This window comes from Novosphingobium sp. 32-60-15 (assembly GCF_002280675.1).
Taxonomy (GTDB): domain Bacteria; phylum Pseudomonadota; class Alphaproteobacteria; order Sphingomonadales; family Sphingomonadaceae; genus Novosphingobium.
This window is the reverse complement of sequence record NZ_NCEN01000008.1, coordinates 23,049-39,325: the sequence shown is the minus strand read 5'-3', so window position 1 is coordinate 39,325 and position 16,277 is coordinate 23,049. Positions and strand designations below refer to the sequence as shown.

General features: G+C 58.8%; 14 protein-coding genes and 1 tRNA gene. 7 read left to right on the top strand and 8 right to left on the bottom strand.

Annotated elements, in window-relative coordinates:
* Window positions 1-12 precede the first annotated feature (12 nt).
* From B7Y89_RS07795 to B7Y89_RS07780, 4 genes are all read right to left on the bottom strand, one after another.
* Window positions 13-429, bottom strand: a complete 417-nt coding sequence (locus B7Y89_RS07795; RefSeq protein ID WP_292937328.1) for a DUF805 domain-containing protein — start codon at window positions 427-429, stop codon at window positions 13-15.
* A 54-nt stretch (window positions 430-483) separates the two neighbouring features.
* Window positions 484-900 (bottom strand): DUF805 domain-containing protein, encoded by a 417-nt coding sequence (locus tag B7Y89_RS07790; RefSeq protein ID WP_292937327.1) that lies wholly within the window; start codon window positions 898-900, stop codon window positions 484-486.
* Window positions 901-1,051: 151 nt separating this feature from the next.
* Window positions 1,052-3,475, bottom strand: a complete 2,424-nt coding sequence (locus B7Y89_RS07785; protein ID WP_292937549.1) for a TonB-dependent receptor — start codon at window positions 3,473-3,475, stop codon at window positions 1,052-1,054.
* 9 nt (window positions 3,476-3,484) lie between these two features.
* Window positions 3,485-3,745 carry a hypothetical protein gene (locus B7Y89_RS07780; protein ID WP_292937325.1) on the bottom strand — a complete coding sequence of 87 codons (261 nt, stop codon included), beginning with the start codon at window positions 3,743-3,745 and terminating at the stop codon, window positions 3,485-3,487.
* Between the two features lie 399 nt (window positions 3,746-4,144).
* On the opposite strand from B7Y89_RS07780, the gene typA reads away from it, so the two are divergent.
* A complete protein-coding gene (gene typA / locus B7Y89_RS07775) occupies window positions 4,145-5,971 on the top strand; it encodes a translational GTPase TypA (protein ID WP_292937323.1) in 1,827 nt (608 codons plus the stop codon).
* Between the two features lie 88 nt (window positions 5,972-6,059).
* On the opposite strand, the gene B7Y89_RS07770 is transcribed toward typA, so the two are convergent.
* Window positions 6,060-6,917 carry a hypothetical protein gene (locus B7Y89_RS07770; protein WP_292937321.1) on the bottom strand — a complete coding sequence of 286 codons (858 nt, stop codon included), beginning with the start codon at window positions 6,915-6,917 and terminating at the stop codon, window positions 6,060-6,062.
* 154 nt (window positions 6,918-7,071) lie between these two features.
* Here B7Y89_RS07770 and B7Y89_RS07765 point away from each other — a divergent pair, with 154 nt between their 5' ends.
* Window positions 7,072-8,262, top strand: a complete 1,191-nt coding sequence (locus B7Y89_RS07765; protein WP_292937319.1) for a glycosyltransferase family 1 protein — start codon at window positions 7,072-7,074, stop codon at window positions 8,260-8,262.
* 3 nt (window positions 8,263-8,265) lie between these two features.
* Here B7Y89_RS07765 and B7Y89_RS07760 read toward each other — a convergent pair whose 3' ends face one another.
* Window positions 8,266-8,718 carry a hypothetical protein gene (locus B7Y89_RS07760; RefSeq protein WP_292937318.1) on the bottom strand — a complete coding sequence of 151 codons (453 nt, stop codon included), beginning with the start codon at window positions 8,716-8,718 and terminating at the stop codon, window positions 8,266-8,268.
* A 53-nt stretch (window positions 8,719-8,771) separates the two neighbouring features.
* Entirely contained in the window at window positions 8,772-9,404 is a 633-nt protein-coding gene (locus tag B7Y89_RS07755; RefSeq protein ID WP_292937316.1) for a PadR family transcriptional regulator, read from the bottom strand.
* A gap of 99 nt (window positions 9,405-9,503) precedes the next feature.
* On the opposite strand from B7Y89_RS07755, the gene B7Y89_RS07750 reads away from it, so the two are divergent.
* The 3 genes from B7Y89_RS07750 (at window position 9,504) to B7Y89_RS07740 (ending at window position 11,796) form a co-directional block, all read left to right on the top strand.
* Window positions 9,504-10,826, top strand: a complete 1,323-nt coding sequence (locus tag B7Y89_RS07750; RefSeq protein WP_292937315.1) for a replication-associated recombination protein A — start codon at window positions 9,504-9,506, stop codon at window positions 10,824-10,826.
* A complete protein-coding gene (locus B7Y89_RS07745; protein WP_292937313.1) occupies window positions 10,823-11,695 on the top strand; it encodes a hypothetical protein in 873 nt (290 codons plus the stop codon). The genes B7Y89_RS07750 and B7Y89_RS07745 overlap by 4 nt, the downstream gene beginning before the upstream one ends.
* Window positions 11,696-11,720: 25 nt before the next feature.
* Window positions 11,721-11,796 (top strand) — tRNA-Thr (locus tag B7Y89_RS07740).
* 248 nt (window positions 11,797-12,044) lie between these two features.
* Here the strand turns inward: B7Y89_RS07740 and B7Y89_RS07735 are convergent.
* On the bottom strand, window positions 12,045-12,524 hold the full coding sequence (locus B7Y89_RS07735; RefSeq protein ID WP_292937312.1) for a hypothetical protein: 480 nt from the start codon (window positions 12,522-12,524) through the stop codon (window positions 12,045-12,047).
* Between the two features lie 886 nt (window positions 12,525-13,410).
* Between B7Y89_RS07735 and B7Y89_RS07730 the strand changes: the two genes are divergently transcribed.
* A complete protein-coding gene (locus B7Y89_RS07730; RefSeq protein ID WP_292937310.1) occupies window positions 13,411-15,129 on the top strand; it encodes an AAA family ATPase in 1,719 nt (572 codons plus the stop codon).
* Between the two features lie 3 nt (window positions 15,130-15,132).
* Window positions 15,133-15,969, top strand: a complete 837-nt coding sequence (locus tag B7Y89_RS07725; protein ID WP_292937309.1) for a hypothetical protein — start codon at window positions 15,133-15,135, stop codon at window positions 15,967-15,969.
* Window positions 15,970-16,277 lie beyond the last annotated feature (308 nt).

Here is a 16,277-nt window from a genome sequence, read left to right as displayed (position 1 = left end):
TTCAGCATGCCCTCACCGGAACACATCCACCGGTGAAGGCCTTTTCGGATCCGCTCCGAACCGGTTGGCCCCGCGCGTACCGTCCAGACACATCAACACTAAAAGGGCAAACCAGCCGAACAGCGGAATCAACCACAGCAACAGCAGCCATCCCGTGCGATCCTGATCGTGCAAACGCCGCACCGATACGGCAAGTCCCGGCACCACGCTGACCAGCCAGAACAATCCGCTGATCCAGCCGCCCGACCCGACCAGACGCGTTCCGTAAACGAACGCGCCGCCGCCACGCTCTACATCATTCGTGCCGAATACCGCGTTCAGAACGATCATCACGATGAAATAGAATAGCGCAAAGCCCCAGTATTCCTTGCGCCGCGACCGTCCGCCAAATTCGGCATAGCGGCGGTAAGGCAGGATCATCCAGTTCATGGCAGCGCTTTCAAATTTTGTGAGCGCAGCGCTAGGCCGCGCTCCACCGGTCCATCAGGCAAAAACGTCAGAATTGGTTGGATTCTTTGGATCATTGCCAAAGCGATTGGGACCGCGCGTTCCTTCTAAACACATGAAAATGAACACGATCAGGCCACCCACGTAAGGGATGAAGGCCAGCAAAACCAACCAGCCCGATTTGTCCTGATCATGGAAACGGCGCACTTGCACCGCGACAGACGGAATGAGGCTGCCGAGCACGAAAACGACCAAAAGCGCAACCGCCAACCAGAACAGAGGGCCGGGTTCGGTCTGGCCGCTTTGATCCATCGCCACGCCGCCTGCAATCATCAAAGCCACGCACAGCATGGCCACAAGGGAGTTGAACAGGATGAACATCCAATATTCCTTGCGCTGAAGACGCCCCGAAAAATCGGCATAGCGCCGGTAAGGCATCAACATCCATTCCATCGTCATTCCCCCTTTTGCGTCCCACACTTTCGCGCAGGATTTGAAAATGACCACGAATTGGCCCGGCCTGCAAGTATCGCCCCGCAGCCCTGTTGAAAGAAAAGGGGGCCGCAAAGCCCCCTTCTCCATGCGATCAGGTGTTAATAGGCAATCAGAACGTGAACCGCGCTGAAACGCCATAAGTGCGCGGCTGGTTGGGGTATCCTGACAGCGAGCCATTTTGTGCCGGGCTATCAAAGATTTGCAACAGCGTACGGTCGTTCAACAAGTTGCGGCCCCAGACCGTCAGCGACAAACCGTTTTCCATCGCATACGTCAGTGACGCGTTCACGTCGTTGATATCCTGCCGGAATTCACGCGCTGCCGCCAATGCAAGGCTGGCATTCGGGCTGCCATCGGGATTGCGGAACACAAGCCCCGGCAAACCTTCGACCAGATTGAACGACGCTTCGTAGTGGTAATCGAAGTGCAGCACTACGCGATCACCGTTGCCCAGCGGCTGGTTGTAATCCAGCGCCAGCGTTGTTGACAGCGGCGAAACCCCTGCTGGCGTCGTTCCGCTCAAATCACCGAACGCCGAAAGTTTGAATTCGTCAAACTTGGGCTTCAGATACGTCATGGCGACTGACAATGTCAGCGCATCGGTCGGACGGACCGATCCGTCAAATTCGATGCCGAACACCGACTGCTTGCCCGCATTGGCAAGGAAGAAGCCCGTGCCGGTAAAGATGTTCGACTGGAACCCCTGGATCGACTGCTTGAACACTGCGAAGTTGGCCGAAGCCACGCCCCAGTTGCCCTTCATCCCGAATTCGTAAAGCGTGGCGTCTTCGGCTGCTGCAAACCGGCTGCCCGAGCCAAGATTGGCAACCGCAAGGTTCTGTGCCCGCAGCGCAATCAGGTCAGCTCCGCTTGGACGGCTATCGCGCGAAAGGTTGACCGATGCCGCCTTATAACCCGTCGCATATGTCGCATAGACGTTGACCGTATCGGTCACTTCCCAAGCCAGACGCGCGGTATAGCTGACGTCACCATCGCTGATCCGGCCCGATTCCACGGCATTCGGCACGTTCTGGAACGGCGGGAAGAACTGCAACGGCGTCAGGCCCAGCAGCGGATTAAGCGCCGGATTGGTCGACGCCGCCGTTGCGCCCGCAACAATGGCCTGGAAAATCGGCGCGGTGGCAGGCGCGCTTGCATAAGCCTGCACAGCGGCTGGATCGGCGGGATTAACGCCGCGTCCAATCAGCCCTTGCGCAATTCCGCCAGCACGGGCGAGCGCAACGAAATCAAGTCCGGCAAACACGTCGTTTGATGTGGTATTGGTCGAAAAGCGTTTGCTATCGTGGGTGTAGTTCAGCCCGCCGGTCAGCGTCAGCCCATCGGCGATTTCAAAATCAACCTGACCAAAGGCCGAATAAGCCTCGTTCTTCAGCCGGTAGCTCTCATCAAGTCCCTGCCCGTTGGCAAAGAACGTACCTGCAAGGTTTCGCCCCACCAGCGGTGAAAGCTGTGTTTCAAGCGCTACAACGTTGGTGCAACGCGGGCTTGCCACTGCGCAACCGGTCGCGCCCTGAATAAGCAGGTTTGCATAAGTGCGCGCGTTTGCGCCCCATGCGATGTCGTTGGTCTGGTTGACAGATTCGTTGAAATAGAAGCCGCCCAACAGCGCATTTACGGGGCCGTCCCAATTGGTGGCAGCGCGGAATTCCTGTGTAAACGTATTGAGGCGCAAGTTCTGGAAGTTGCGGCCCAGCAGATCAACCCCGGTGAAATCCGAATCCTGATCGGTCAGCGCATCGGTACGGCGATATGCCGTGATCGACGTCAGGTTAACCGGTCCCAATTCATAATCGATCTGGCCCGAAAAACCCCAATTCGTAATGTCGTTGGACGATGCGATGTTGTTGTAGATAACATCGTTGAACTTGCCCGAAGGCTCATTGATCACTGTGCGACCCGCGCCAATCGCCTTGACGGCACCTGTCGCTGTGGATTGCCGAATGTTCACCACTGCACAGCAGTTTTCGTCAATCTTGGCGTAGTCAGCAATCAAGCGGACTGACAGCGAACTGCTTGGTTCAAGCAGGATCTGCCCGCGCGCGAACCAGCGGTTGCGTTCATTCTCCTGAACACCCGCGCCCAGATCATCAATAAAACCGTCGCGCTTGTTGTAACCGCCCGCAAGGCTGGCTGCGATGGTTTCTGAAATCGGACCGGTGACAACGCCCTTCAGGACAATCGCATTGAAGTTGCCGTAGCTTGCCTCAACATTGCCGCCGAATTCAAACTTGGGCTTTTGCGTGACCAACGAGATCACGCCCGCGCTGGCGTTCTTGCCGAACAGCGTTGATTGCGGGCCTTTCAGCACTTCCACGCGCTGCACATCGGGCAAATCGGCAATCATCGATGCGGACCGCGAACGGTACACGCCATCAACAAACAGGCCGACCGATGGTTCGATACCGGCGTTGTTTGCGCCGTTGCCGAAGCCGCGGATGTAGAAGTTGGTGTTGGCCGAGCTTTGCAGCTGGTTCACTCGCAACGACGGTACTAGCGATGACAAGTCCTTGATATCGCGTATTTACGCACGTTCGATTGATTCCGCGCTGGTCACCGAAACCGCAATCGGCACGTCCTGCAGCGTCTGCTCGCGCTTGGATGCGGTTACGATGATTTCACCGAATGCCGGATCAGTTTCCGCCCGATCAGTTGCAGGCTGCGCTTGTTCGTCGGCAGGCACAGCTTCCTGTGCCTGCGCGTTGGCTGCGACACAAAGCGCAAGACCGCATGCGCTGAACATAAGAGCTGCGCGTCCGGTGCGACCGGCGAAGTTCGACTTCATTACCTTGTATTCCTTTTCAAATTCCGGCTGGCCATCTGCGCTTGCCTTTGCAGCTTGAGCGCACCAGTGCGGAAGGACATCCGATTTCCCTAACCGCACCATTAAAACTCCTGCGCGCAAGGTACAATCCGAATGCATTCAGAATTGGCTGATTTCCGTGCAATTCCACCCTATGTTGCAAAGGTGTCACAGTGGTAATCGCCCATAGCAGAATGCCGTAACGTCACCTGCTCATGCCACCACCAAACACCGCGCTTGCTCAGCATTTTCGCCGGAGCTCAAGCCTTTTCGCATCACTGTGCTTGCCGCAACGCACAATAAAGTATAAGCGCGCGCCGTAGATCGGAGCGGGCCACGCTTGTGCCGAACTCTGACCGAATCCAAATCGAAAGCCATTTCATGTCCGCCCACCAGCGTAATATCGCGATCATCGCCCACGTCGACCACGGCAAAACCACCCTTGTCGACCAGCTCTTCCGCCAATCCGGCACCTTCCGTGACAATCAGCGCATTGAAGAGCGCGCGATGGATTCCAACGATCTCGAAAAGGAACGCGGGATCACCATTCTGGCCAAGTGCACCTCGGTCGAATGGGAAGGCACCCGCATCAACATCGTTGACACCCCCGGCCACGCCGACTTTGGTGGCGAAGTTGAACGCATCCTCTCGATGGTTGACGGCGTGATCCTGCTGGTCGACAGCTCTGAAGGCGCGATGCCGCAGACCAAGTTCGTCACCGGCAAGGCGCTGGCTCTGGGCCTCAAGCCCATCGTCGTCGTAAACAAGATCGACCGTCAGGACGAACGCACGCAAGAAGTGCTCGACGAAGTGTTCGATTTGTTCGTGAGCCTTGATGCCAACGACGAACAGCTTGAATTCCCCGTCCTGTTCGCTTCTGGCCGCAATGGTTACGCCAGCGATGATCCGCTTGCCCGCGAAGGCACGCTGACCCCGCTGTTCCAGAAGATCGTTGATCACGTGCCTGCCCCTTCGGCAGATCCCGATGGTCCGTTCAAGTTCCTCGTCACCTTGCTGGATCGTGACAACTTCCTTGGCCGAATCCTTACAGGTCTGGTCTTCTCAGGCAGCGTCAAGACCAATCAGGCAATCCACGCGCTGGATAACGAAGGCAACGTGATCGAAACTGGTCGCGCATCCAAGATCATGACCTTCCGTGGTCTTGAACGCGTTCCCACCGACGAAGCGGTTGCTGGCGACATCATCTCGATCGCCGGCCTCACCACCGCAACGGTGTCGAACACCATTTGCGATACGAGCGTGTCCGAACCACTGCACGCCCAGCCGATCGATCCGCCAACGCTGTCGATGCGCTTTGCCGTCAACGATTCGCCAATGGCGGGCCGTGAAGGCACCAAGGTGACCAGCCGCATGATCCGTGACCGTCTGGCCCGCGAAGCCGAATCCAACGTCGCCATCAAGGTCACCGAAAGCAGCGACAAGGACAGCTTCGAAGTTGCCGGGCGCGGCGAATTGCAGCTGGGCGTACTCATCGAAACGATGCGCCGCGAAGGCTTCGAACTCGGCATCAGCCGTCCGCGCGTGCTTTATGGTGAAGATGACAACGGCAAGCGCACCGAACCATACGAAACCGTCGTGATTGACGTGGATGATGAATACGCCGGCACCGTCGTTGAAAAGATGGCCACGCGTAAGGGTGAAATGACCGACATGCGCCCATCGGGCGGCGGCAAAACCCGCATCACCTTCTCGGCCCCGTCGCGCGGCCTCATCGGCTACCACGGCGAATTCCTGTCGGACACACGCGGCACCGGCATCATGAACCGCCTGTTTGAAAAGTATGGTCCGCACAAAGGCAAGATCGAAGGCCGCAAGAATGGCGTGTTGATCTCGAACGGCGCTGGTGAAGCCAACGCTTACGCGCTTGGCCCATTGGAAGAGCGCGGCATCCTGTTCGTCGGCGTCGGCACACCTTTGTACGAAGGCATGATCATCGGCGAAAACGCCAAGCCGGATGATCTTGAAGTCAACCCGATGAAGTCCAAGCAGCTGACGAACTTCCGTTCGACCGGCAAGGACGACGCCATCCGCCTCACCCCGCCAAAGGTGATGACGCTGGAACAAGCCATTGCCTACATCGACGACGATGAAATGGTGGAAGTGACGCCAAAGTCCATCCGCCTGCGCAAAGCCATCCTCGACCCGAACGAGCGGAAGAAGGCAGGCCGAAAGAAAGAAGCGGCTTAAGCGAAACAAAAAAAGGGCGGTCCGATCGGGCCGCCCTTTTTGTTTATTCCCCTCCCGCTTGCGAGAGGGGGTGGTCTCTAGCGCTCGCTCAGAAGCGGAAGCCGATGGCGGCGCGCAGGGCGTGCGTGTCGAGGTACTTGTCCTGGATGCGCATGTTGGTGCCGCCACCGTTCAGCAGGAACGGGTTGGTTGGCAGTGCGGTGCCCTGGCCGACCGAGACGTTGTACTTGTTATCGCGGTAACGGCTGTAAAGGTATTCAAGGCCGAACGAGATATTGTTCGTCACCATGATTTCGGTGCCACCACCTGCTTGCCAGCCCCAAACCATCTTGCCGTCATCGTTTTCGGTAAAGCTGTTGGCGGTGTTGGTGGTGGTGAATTCATGATCGATCTTGCCGTAGCTGACGCCGCCGGTGCCATAGAACAGCGCACCGCCGCCGGGGGTGAAGCCTAGCCGGGCGCGGGCCGATACGGCATATTCAAGTCCGCGATCAATGCGATAGGCTGCAGGAGTGCTGCTGAAGGCCGATGCACGCTCGGTCGATTCATTGCCCACGCCTTCGATCAGCGCGCCGACCACAATGTTGCCCATGCGGCGGTCTGCACCGATGCGCGCGCCATATTCAGCGCCCGCTTTGTCATTGGAACAACCGGGGTCGCGATTGGGGCCGCGTGATCCACCATTGCAAAAGCCGGGTGCAAACGCGTTGGCACCGGTGACGGTGGTGACGGTGTCACCGTATGTGCCGTTGCGGTCAGTGTCGAATTCGAATGTGCTGCCGTTTTCGCCAAGCAGGCTGATGCCGCCAAATGCTTGAATATAAGCGCCGTTGAAATGATTATCGCGATCCCATTCGCCTGTGCTCGCATCCTGCGCAAGCGCGGGGACGGCTGCAAGAACAGCGGACATGACAATAGGCAGCGCGAAATGGGTGCGTTTAATCATTTGATTTCCTCATGTTAGACGCCGTTAGGGCGGTTGTTGTCCAAACCGGCGGAGGCAGGATTGGTTTCCTGTCGCGACAAATAATTGTGAGGACGGCAATCGCGCCAAACGCGGTGTCTCGCCATTCGGACAGAACAGGGCTATGGGCCTGCCGATGAACGATGCGACCTCTCCAGCCCACCCGACCGACCTTTCGGGTTTGCGCGTGGCCCTGTTCAGCGGGAACTACAATTACGTCCGCGATGGGGCCAATCAGGCGCTGAACCGCTTGGTCGGTTACATGTTGCGGCAGGGTGCCGATGTCCGGGTCTATGCCCCCAAGGTTGAAAATCCTGCGTTCCCTGCCACCGGCACGCTGGTCGGCATCCCGTCGTTTGCCATTCCGGGCCGCGCCGAATACCGCTTTCCGCTGTCGCTTTCGCCGCGCATCCGCCGCGATCTTGCCGCTTTCGATCCGCACGTGGTCCACGTATCATCGCCCGATGTGGTGGCGCACCGCGCAGTGTCATGGGCGCGGCATCGCAAATTGCCGATCCTCGCATCGGTCCATACCCGGTTCGAAACGTACTTCCGCTATTACAACATGGCTTGGGCAGAACCGGTTGTCGAAGCGCTGATGCGCCGGTTCTACCGACGCTGCGATGCGTTGGTCGCCCCATCGGAATCCATGGCGCAGGTGTTGCGCGACCAGCGGATGAATTACGATATCGACATCTGGTCACGCGGGGTAGACCGTGATGTGTTCAATCCAGCGGCACGCAGCCTTGATTGGCGTCGCGAACACGGCATCGCCGATCATGATGTCGCCATCGGGTTCCTTGGCCGCCTTGTCATGGAAAAGGGGCTCGACGTCTTTTCGGACTCGATCGATCAACTCCGGCGCAAGGGCGTGCAATTCAAAGTCATCGTCGTTGGCGAAGGTCCGGCGCGGGATTGGTTCACCGCACGACTGCCTGAAGCCGTGTTCGTCGGCTTTCAGGGCGGCGCAGATCTGGGCCGCGCGGTGGCAAGCATGGACGTCTTGTTCAACCCCTCGGTCACCGAAACCTTCGGCAATGTCACGCTTGAGGCGATGGCCTGTGGTGTACCCGTGGTGGCCGCCGCGGCAACCGGCAGCCAGAGCCTCGTCGATGACGGCGTTTCGGGCCGCCTGATTGCACCGGGCGCCGTCCGCCAGTTCGCCGAAGCCCTGCGCTGCTATGCCGAAGACTCCGCCCTGCGCGCCCGCCACGGTGCCGCTGGCGAAGAACGCAGCCTCGAATTCTCGTGGGACCGCATCAATCAGGCCGTCGCCGATACCTACCTGCGGCTGGTGCGCCAAAAGGCACAACGCCGCAAAGGGTAGGCTCTACCGCAATACGCCTGATGCAGCCATACGCCGGGAATACCACAGGAAAAACAGCAACGACGCCCAGATGACCGCCGTCATGGTCAACATCGCGCCACTGTTCATCGAAGCAGGCATGGAACTGTCAGTGAACTGGTAAATCTGGCTCACCGCCAGACCAAGCAGCGATAGAGCATACGCTGCTACAGCACGCGCGGATCGCATCAGTAGCAGGATCGATCCGACGAAGGCCCCCCACACGCCGAGTGCCCAGAACGCGGTAAACCATGCGGGGAAAGTCCCCACATACGCAATTTCAGCTTCGCCCATGCCGACCGACTGCATGTAGCCAATCGGATCGACCTTGCTCATCGTGTAGTCAACGCAACCAAAGCTATTCCACAGCAGACTGATCACGCCGACGATCCAAAGATGCGCTGGCGTTGATGCAGGCGATGTTTGCAGATTGTCCACGGCCTTTCCCCCCAGTTGATTGCTTGGAGACAGTACCATGGACAACTCCGGCCTTAAAGCCGCTCGATCTTGCGCGCGGCCTCGTCCAGAATATCGGCGATGGCATGTGCAGTTTCGGTGGCGAACCCCTCGGCCATCGCGCGGTTGCGCAAGACCGCGTGGAGGTTGCCCATGGCGCGCCTGACCGGCGGACTTTCCGAGCGTTCGCGTTGATCGCCCACGGCCTTGAGCCGCGCAATGATGGCGGCAAGTTCTTCTGCCTTTCCAGCCAGTTCGTCGCGCCCCGCCTTGGTTGCGGCAAAGGCCTTGCGCGGCCCTGCATCAGCTTCCTCGACAATCAGCCCTTCGTCCACCAGCAGCGCGAGCGTTGGATAGACAACGCCGGGACTTGGCGCATAATCCCCCCCAGCCAAATCGCCCACGGCACGGATCAGATCATAACCGTGACGTGGTTGTTCGGCGACAAGGTGGAGCAACAGCAAGCGCAATTCACCGCCTGCAAACATCCGCGTACCCCGGCGGCCCCTGCCCCCGCTACCGCTACCGCGCCCACCAAACGGGCCATCTTCACCGAATGGGCCGCGGCCGCCAAAGCGCCCACCCATCATAGCCATCATCTTGGCAGCGCGCCGTTCCAGACCACCACCGTTGCAAGTCCGCACATGGCGGCCATATTCAAATCGCATTTCAATTCCCTTTATCTTGATGGGTCTAAGATATATCTTATAATCATCTTTGCAAGAGGCGGGTGCAATTTAATCTGCAGTCTCCTATCTTTGCCACCAATGGCAGACCTTTTCGCCCCGCAACCGCAGGACCGCCCACCCCCTATCGCCAGCGCCGAAGCGCCGCTGGCTGACAGGTTACGTCCGCATGACTTGTCCGAAGTCATCGGCCAGGACCACTTGACCGGTCCCGATGGCGCGATTGGGCGGATGGTGGCAGCAGGCAAGCTGACATCAATGATCCTGTGGGGGCCACCGGGCACCGGCAAGACGAGCATTGCGCGGCTGCTCGCCGAGGCTGTCGGCATGCGCTATGTGGCCATCAGTGCGGTATTCTCGGGCGTGGCAGACCTTAAAAAAGTATTTGCCGAAGCCGAGGCAACGACGCTGACCGGACGGCGCACATTGCTGTTTGTGGACGAGATCCACCGATTTAACCGCGCGCAGCAGGACGGGTTTTTGCCAGTGGTTGAGAACGGCACGATCACGCTGGTCGGCGCTACCACTGAAAACCCCAGCTTTGCTTTGAACGCGGCAATTCTGTCGCGTGCCCAAGTGCTTATACTGCACAGGCTGGACGTAAACGCGCTTGGCAAGCTTCTGGCCCGCGCAGAAGAAGCTACGGGATTGCAACTCCCCCTTACCCCGCCCGCGCGTGAGGTGCTGGTCGCATCTGCCGATGGCGATGGCCGGTTCCTGCTCAATCAGGCTGAAACGCTGTTTGACGTATCGCTGCCCGCTCCGCTTGATCCAGAAGGCCTTGGCAAATTCCTGATGCGCCGTGTGGCGGTGTACGACAAGGACCGCGACGGGCACTACAACCTGATTTCAGCGCTGCATAAAAGCGTGCGCGGATCAGACCCGCAAGCCGCGCTATATTACCTTGCGCGCATGCTGGTGGCCGGTGAAGAGCCGCTCTATCTGCTGCGCCGTCTGGTGCGGATGGCCGTGGAAGACATTGGTCTGGCTGATCCGCAAGCGCTGCTGCAATGCCTTGCTGCCAAAGATGCCTACGAGTTTTTGGGCAGCCCCGAAGGCGAATTGGCGATTGTGCAGGCGTTGCTATACATCGCAACCGCGCCCAAATCGAACGCCGCCTATACCGCCCACAAAGCCGCATGGAAATCCGCACGCGAAACAGGATCATTGGCCCCGCCTTCAAACATCCTCAACGCACCGACCAAGCTGATGAAAGATATCGGCTATGGCGCTGATTATGCTTACGATCACGATGCACCGGACGCATTTTCAGGCGCGGACTACTGGCCCGAAGGCATGGCGGCACAGACATATTACCGCCCGGTTGAGCGCGGATTTGAACGGGAAGTGGCACGCCGCTTGGAATGGTGGGATCGCAAACGCCGCGAACGGGCAGCACCGTGAATCCAGACAGGTTCGGGCATTTCGTTGCAATTGACTGGTCCGGCGCTGCCGGAGAACGGCAGAAAGGCATCGCTGTCGCCATGGCCACACATGGCCACGACGCGCCAAGGCTGATCCGCGCAGGGCATCGCTGGTCCCGGCTGGAAGTGCTGAACTGGTTGCGTAACGATGTGCCCGACGATGCGCTGATCGGCATGGATCTGGGGATTTCACTGCCCTTTGCCGATAAGGACGCGTTCTTTCCCGGCTGGGCCGAAAGTCCAACGGATGCGCGCGCTTTATGGGCACTGGTTGACCAGATTTGCGCGAGCGATCCCCATTTGTCGGTGAACGCTTTTGTCGATCACCCGGATGCGGCCCAGCATTACCGTCGCCATGGCGGTCGCGAAGGCGCGCAATTCGGCGGGGGTCAGGGGCGTTTCCGCGTGTCCGAAGCCGCACAGCGACGGATGGGATGCAGGCCTTATTCCAACTTCAACCTTGTTGGCGCAGCCCAAGTCGGCAAATCGAGCCTTACCGGCATGCGGCTGCTGCACCAACTGGGCACCAGCTGCTCGGTCTGGCCCATAGACCCCCTGCCCCCGCGCGGACCGGTGGTGTGCGAAATATACACCACCATCGCCGCGATGGCGGCAGGGCGCACCACAGGGCGTTCAAAAATGCGCGATGCGGGAGAGTTGGACGCCGGCCTCGCCGTGCTTGGCAGTGCCGCCTCGGGCATTACAGGACCGCTTGATGATCACAGTTGCGATGCGGTCATAACCGCCGCATGGCTGCGCAAAGTCGCGGCCAATCCACAATTGTGGGCCCCACGCGAACTTTCTGCAAAAATTGCACGCACTGAGGGCTGGACCTTCGGGGCAATCTAACGCTAGAGGCGAATCCACATCGCGTGCCGGCTTAGCTCAGTTGGTAGAGCACCTGATTTGTAATCAGGGGGCCAGGGGTTCGAATCCTCTAGCCGGCACCAGTGTTTTCAGGGACTTACGCTCAACAAGGCAGCGTACAAAACTAAGCCCCAACATTGCTACATGCACCATACATGCACGCGACAAAGATTCGCTTCGATCAACGCGCAAGACTGAAAGCTGCCCTGCCCCCAAATCAGCCGAGCAACCTTTAGTTTGATCATGCGCAAACCCGCACGAAACTGCCATTTTTGAACAATCGAACGTGACAGTGCAAAGCCGGTGATCGCGATAGTTCTTTCAGTTCGGGCTATAGACCAAAGTGCCCCTGCAATAGGGGGGCAACCGCCTGCCATGCACCGGCTGTGCTTGAGATTGCTTCTGTCCCGGATTTCACCGTGCCGAATAGCGCCTTGATCACACCCGTCTTGCGCTCTTCAGGCTTTGCAGATGCCTGGGCCGTCAACAAGGCAATCTGCTCGAGTAATTCGTTCTTGGTCGTCTCAGTCGCATCTTCAGCGACGAGCACTGCGTCTGTTAGCTTCTTCAGAGGTTCTGCAATATCTGCGGAGCCACCTTCTGTGAGGGATTGTAAATTGACTTTGATTTCATCGACGTTGCCGAAGTTGATCGCGCCGACCATGCCGCCTGTAACGGTGACTGTCTGATTGTTGTAATGGAACGGTGCTGGTGCAGGTTTCGGCATCTCAATCTTTGGCGAGGCCGGCAAGCCCATTATCGATTCGATGTCGGCCTGTGCTTGATTTGCTAGACTAGCATACATAGCCATCTGCCTCATTCGGCTAGCCTCAACTTTGTCACTGCAATCAATGCAGAGAAGTGCCCCCCCGTGGGACCAGAATGCTGCCCGCCCGCATTGCATACATAAGGGGCGCTTCGATTCGATTTCGTCTGTCATCAAGCGACTATTGATCTTCGGGAGGCATTTGGAAAGCGCCTGCCACGCTACAGGGCGCGTGCGGCCTGTCGAGGTCACGCGGACACGTCAAAGGCCTGCATCGCGTCTGTGGCCCCTGTCAGGCTGGCAAGGCGGGAATGCTCAGGACGAAATCGCGGGTCCTACCTAGAGGATTTCGGGGACATAAGCGCATGGTCACCGCAAAAAAGCATCGCTTCCCGATTTTTGGGCAATGCTACAGTTTCGAGTTCCAGTCTCAGGGCACAAAAAAGCCCCCGGGCCAGGCACACCGGGGGCAGTCATGGCCCGTGGAAAGCAAGAGGCAAGGGCTTCATTGAAAGGAAAGGGGCACAAAGGGATTGGTCGCGAAGCGCGATCGCGAGCGTGGAATTTGACCACCTCGAGGATCTGGGTCCACCGCCAGTTTTCTTCCCACTCGAGCCACATGGGGCAGCTTGATTTACTGATCGAAACTGCAGGTTGGCGGACATCTTGCAATTGTGCGTTACCTGCAGTTTGAATCGTCAATTTTCTCGGAAATCCTAAGAAAAATGAAAAGGAAAGACTGGGTGTTGGTGCCCTTGCAACCTGCAGTTAGATACGGTGTTGATCGGTAACCTTTAGGATCACAAGGCTCCCTCGATTACGAAATCTGACCGGTTGACCACCTCGAGGATATAGCGAATTAGGCAGTTAGCCAGCGGATGGGACTGATACTACAGCCCTTCCACCGCTAAAGTCCGGAATAGGTGATCAAATGCCTGAAGTCATTCCAGCTGACGTACCTGTCGACGTCGTCATCGCCAGGTCCGCTCTGCATGTCGCGGACCGTGCCGGACCTCTTGTTGCGATCCTCCCGGACAGTGACAACTGGAATGACTACGGGCGCAACTTCTTCGCCAAGCTGCATATACGTCCCGTCGAGGGCGATTCGCTCGATCTCCAAATGAGGATGATGTTCCAAGGGCGCATGAGGAGCGAGCCGGTCTTCACCGAGCTGCTGCAGCAGTTAGGAGAAGTGTTCCCCATAGAAGAGATCCAGGCGCCATTCGTATCGCTGTTTATTGAGGTCGAACACTATCGACAGGTGATCGAAAAGCTTGGTTTCCAGGTCGGCGTCAGCGCGCTTCGCAAGATGCACGACGCAACGGTCGCCCGTACCGAGGGGACCAGCAAGCAATTGCTTGACCTGATCGACGACGAGGAGTTCCATATCGGAGCGCTCCGTAACGGAGGCGCATACGACGCCCTCAGGCGCGGCGGCCGATTTTTCCGGCCAGATACCCCCGATCCCGTCGACGATGCGGCCATCGACTTCGCCTTCTCCGCGCGACTGCTGAGCGCCGACAATCCCTACACGTTGCCATTCCGCTTCAACCGCGAAGGCATCTTCCGCGACCGCGCCTCCGTTCTCATCGGCCGCAACGGCGTGGGCAAGACGCAATTGTTAAAGTCGATCGTCGACGGCCTCCACTCCAACCATCCTCACGGCTACCTGCGACCGCACTTCCTTCCGGCCTTCCGCCCTTCGCGCGTGCTCGTCTTCTCCTCGGTCCCGACCGATCCGTTTCCGCGCTCGATCGGCGCATGGCACGGCATCGACTACGAATACTTTGCCGTGAACGCGTCGGGCGAGAACCGGGCCGACCCACTGCTCGCCGCGCTCGTCGCCTGCAAGAAGTCGGAAGACCGCAGCGGCTTCGGCGTGAACCGCGATAAATCCCGCATGGACGTGATTCAGGATGCGCTCAAGCCCATTGGATTGTGGCACCGCCTTCACTTGCCCCTTCGCGCACGCAAACAGGGTGACGACCTTCCTCACGTCATCGAGCCTGGTGGACATAGCTACTTTCCCATCGACAAGCGCCTTAACGAGCTGAACTCGATCCGGCTGATTCAGCAGATCGACTGGTCCCGCCCGGCTATCGTCCTCGATGATGAGTTGCAGGCGCGCCGCCTCAGCAGCGGCGAATACGCGATGCTGCGCTTTGCAGCGCAGGCGTCCGCCGCCATCGACCAGGGCAGCCTTCTCCTGCTCGACGAGCCGGAGACGCATCTCCACCCAAACTTCGTATCCGATATGATGGAAATCCTCGACAATCTGCTCCAGTCTACAAGATCGATCGCTGTGATAGCTACACACTCCGCGTATGTCGTACGCGAAGCGCCGCGCGACCGGGTCAACATCCTGACTCTGGACCGTCGCGAGGTCAGCATCGACACCCCGCGCATGCAGACTTTTGGCGCCACCATCGACAGCATCTCACAGTTCGTCTTCGGCGACACCAGCATCTCGCACCGCTACCAGAAGACCTTGGCAGGATGGGCCGATCAGACCGGGCGTGAGCTCGGCATTGAAGGCGTCATTGAGCAGTACGGTGCCGAGTTGAACTCGGAGAGCCTGTCGTTCATCGCCCGCCGTCTAGCCGAACCTCCGGCCGCTGAGCCTGAGCCGGAAGTCCCGGAAGCGTTTTGATCCATGCAGTACCTCCCCCTTCCCGTAACGGCCGCCGAGGACGAGGCGGTCGTGAACAAGCTCGCCAAGACGGCCATCTGGGCACCGCACCAGGCCGATTGGATCGCCGCTTATCAAACGTTCCATGCGAACGGCGGAAGCCCGTTCGCGATCAATCCACACGACTTCGGGCCCGGGGTGGGCCACCGTCAATACGCACTGTACGACAGCCGGAAGAGGTCCGGAGAGCTCGGTCGCATGCGCCGCAAGGCGGGGCTGAAGTCATGCCCGGTTTGTGGCTCGCCAGTCACCGGGGACCTGGACCACTATCTCGCCCGTAGCATCTATCCGGAATTCTCGATCATGCGGGCGAACCTCGTGCCCGCGTGCCGGCACTGCAATTCAGGCGTGAAGGGCAATACCATCCATGGCGGAGATCCGCGCCGGTTCATTCACACATATTTTGATCCGTGGGCGGCCCAGGCGATCTGGTTTGTGGAGCCTATCCCACCGTATAAGGCGGCAACGTTCAGACCCCGCCCTATGCCGGGTCTGCCGGCGCCGCAGGGCGAGATCGTCGAGTTCCATCTGGAGAACGTGCTCGGCACGCAGTTCTATCTTTCGATGGCCACCTACTGGTCGTCACTTCCGGGGCAGCTGAAGATGCGGGATCCGGCGCTAACGATAGGGAGCGTAACGCAGCAGATAGATCAGGAACTCCGCGTGGCGCTGCATTCGGGGGGCACTAACTGCTGGCAGGCTGCCCTGCTGCGTGGCATTCGAGACGATGCGGCCGCCATCGAGCACCTGCGGCAGGAGGCCATCGCAGCCGTTTTGCCCCCGTTGCCGCCGATGCCGTGATGGCTGCATAGATGGATGGCAGCTTTTGGCTGGAGCAGTCGTTCACGAGCAGGCTGACAATTGACCTAGTTTGTTTCGAAGGCAGAGGTCGGACCTTGGCCAGTTGAATGTCTGCTAGCCTAGATTGGCCTCCCTATACCCGGAAGGTGGCTAGCTGCTCGATTCTTGAAATTGGAAGGTGGCGGCAAGTCGTTCATTCTTCACCTTTGTGGGCTGTTCGGGCATTGGGCTTCGATATGATAATGCACCCCAGTTTTTCGCGGGTCCTACCGGCGGGATCTCGAAGGCATATGCGCTTCGGGACCGAA

What these genes read in the sequence shown, in the direction of transcription:
- B7Y89_RS07795 (WP_292937328.1), bottom strand. Translation starts at nt 429, where the DNA reads ATGAACTGGATGATCCTGCCTTACCGCCGCTATGCCGAATTTGGCGGA.
- B7Y89_RS07790 (WP_292937327.1), bottom strand. Translation starts at nt 900, where the DNA reads ATGGAATGGATGTTGATGCCTTACCGGCGCTATGCCGATTTTTCGGGG.
- B7Y89_RS07780 (WP_292937325.1), bottom strand. Translation starts at nt 3,745, where the DNA reads ATGAAGTCGAACTTCGCCGGTCGCACCGGACGCGCAGCTCTTATGTTC.
- typA (WP_292937323.1), top strand. Translation starts at nt 4,145, where the DNA reads ATGTCCGCCCACCAGCGTAATATCGCGATCATCGCCCACGTCGACCAC.
- B7Y89_RS07770 (WP_292937321.1), bottom strand. Translation starts at nt 6,917, where the DNA reads ATGATTAAACGCACCCATTTCGCGCTGCCTATTGTCATGTCCGCTGTT.
- B7Y89_RS07765 (WP_292937319.1), top strand. Translation starts at nt 7,072, where the DNA reads ATGAACGATGCGACCTCTCCAGCCCACCCGACCGACCTTTCGGGTTTG.
- B7Y89_RS07755 (WP_292937316.1), bottom strand. Translation starts at nt 9,404, where the DNA reads ATGCGATTTGAATATGGCCGCCATGTGCGGACTTGCAACGGTGGTGGT.
- B7Y89_RS07750 (WP_292937315.1), top strand. Translation starts at nt 9,504, where the DNA reads ATGGCAGACCTTTTCGCCCCGCAACCGCAGGACCGCCCACCCCCTATC.
- B7Y89_RS07735 (WP_292937312.1), bottom strand. Translation starts at nt 12,524, where the DNA reads ATGGCTATGTATGCTAGTCTAGCAAATCAAGCACAGGCCGACATCGAA.
- B7Y89_RS07730 (WP_292937310.1), top strand. Translation starts at nt 13,411, where the DNA reads ATGCCTGAAGTCATTCCAGCTGACGTACCTGTCGACGTCGTCATCGCC.
- B7Y89_RS07725 (WP_292937309.1), top strand. Translation starts at nt 15,133, where the DNA reads ATGCAGTACCTCCCCCTTCCCGTAACGGCCGCCGAGGACGAGGCGGTC.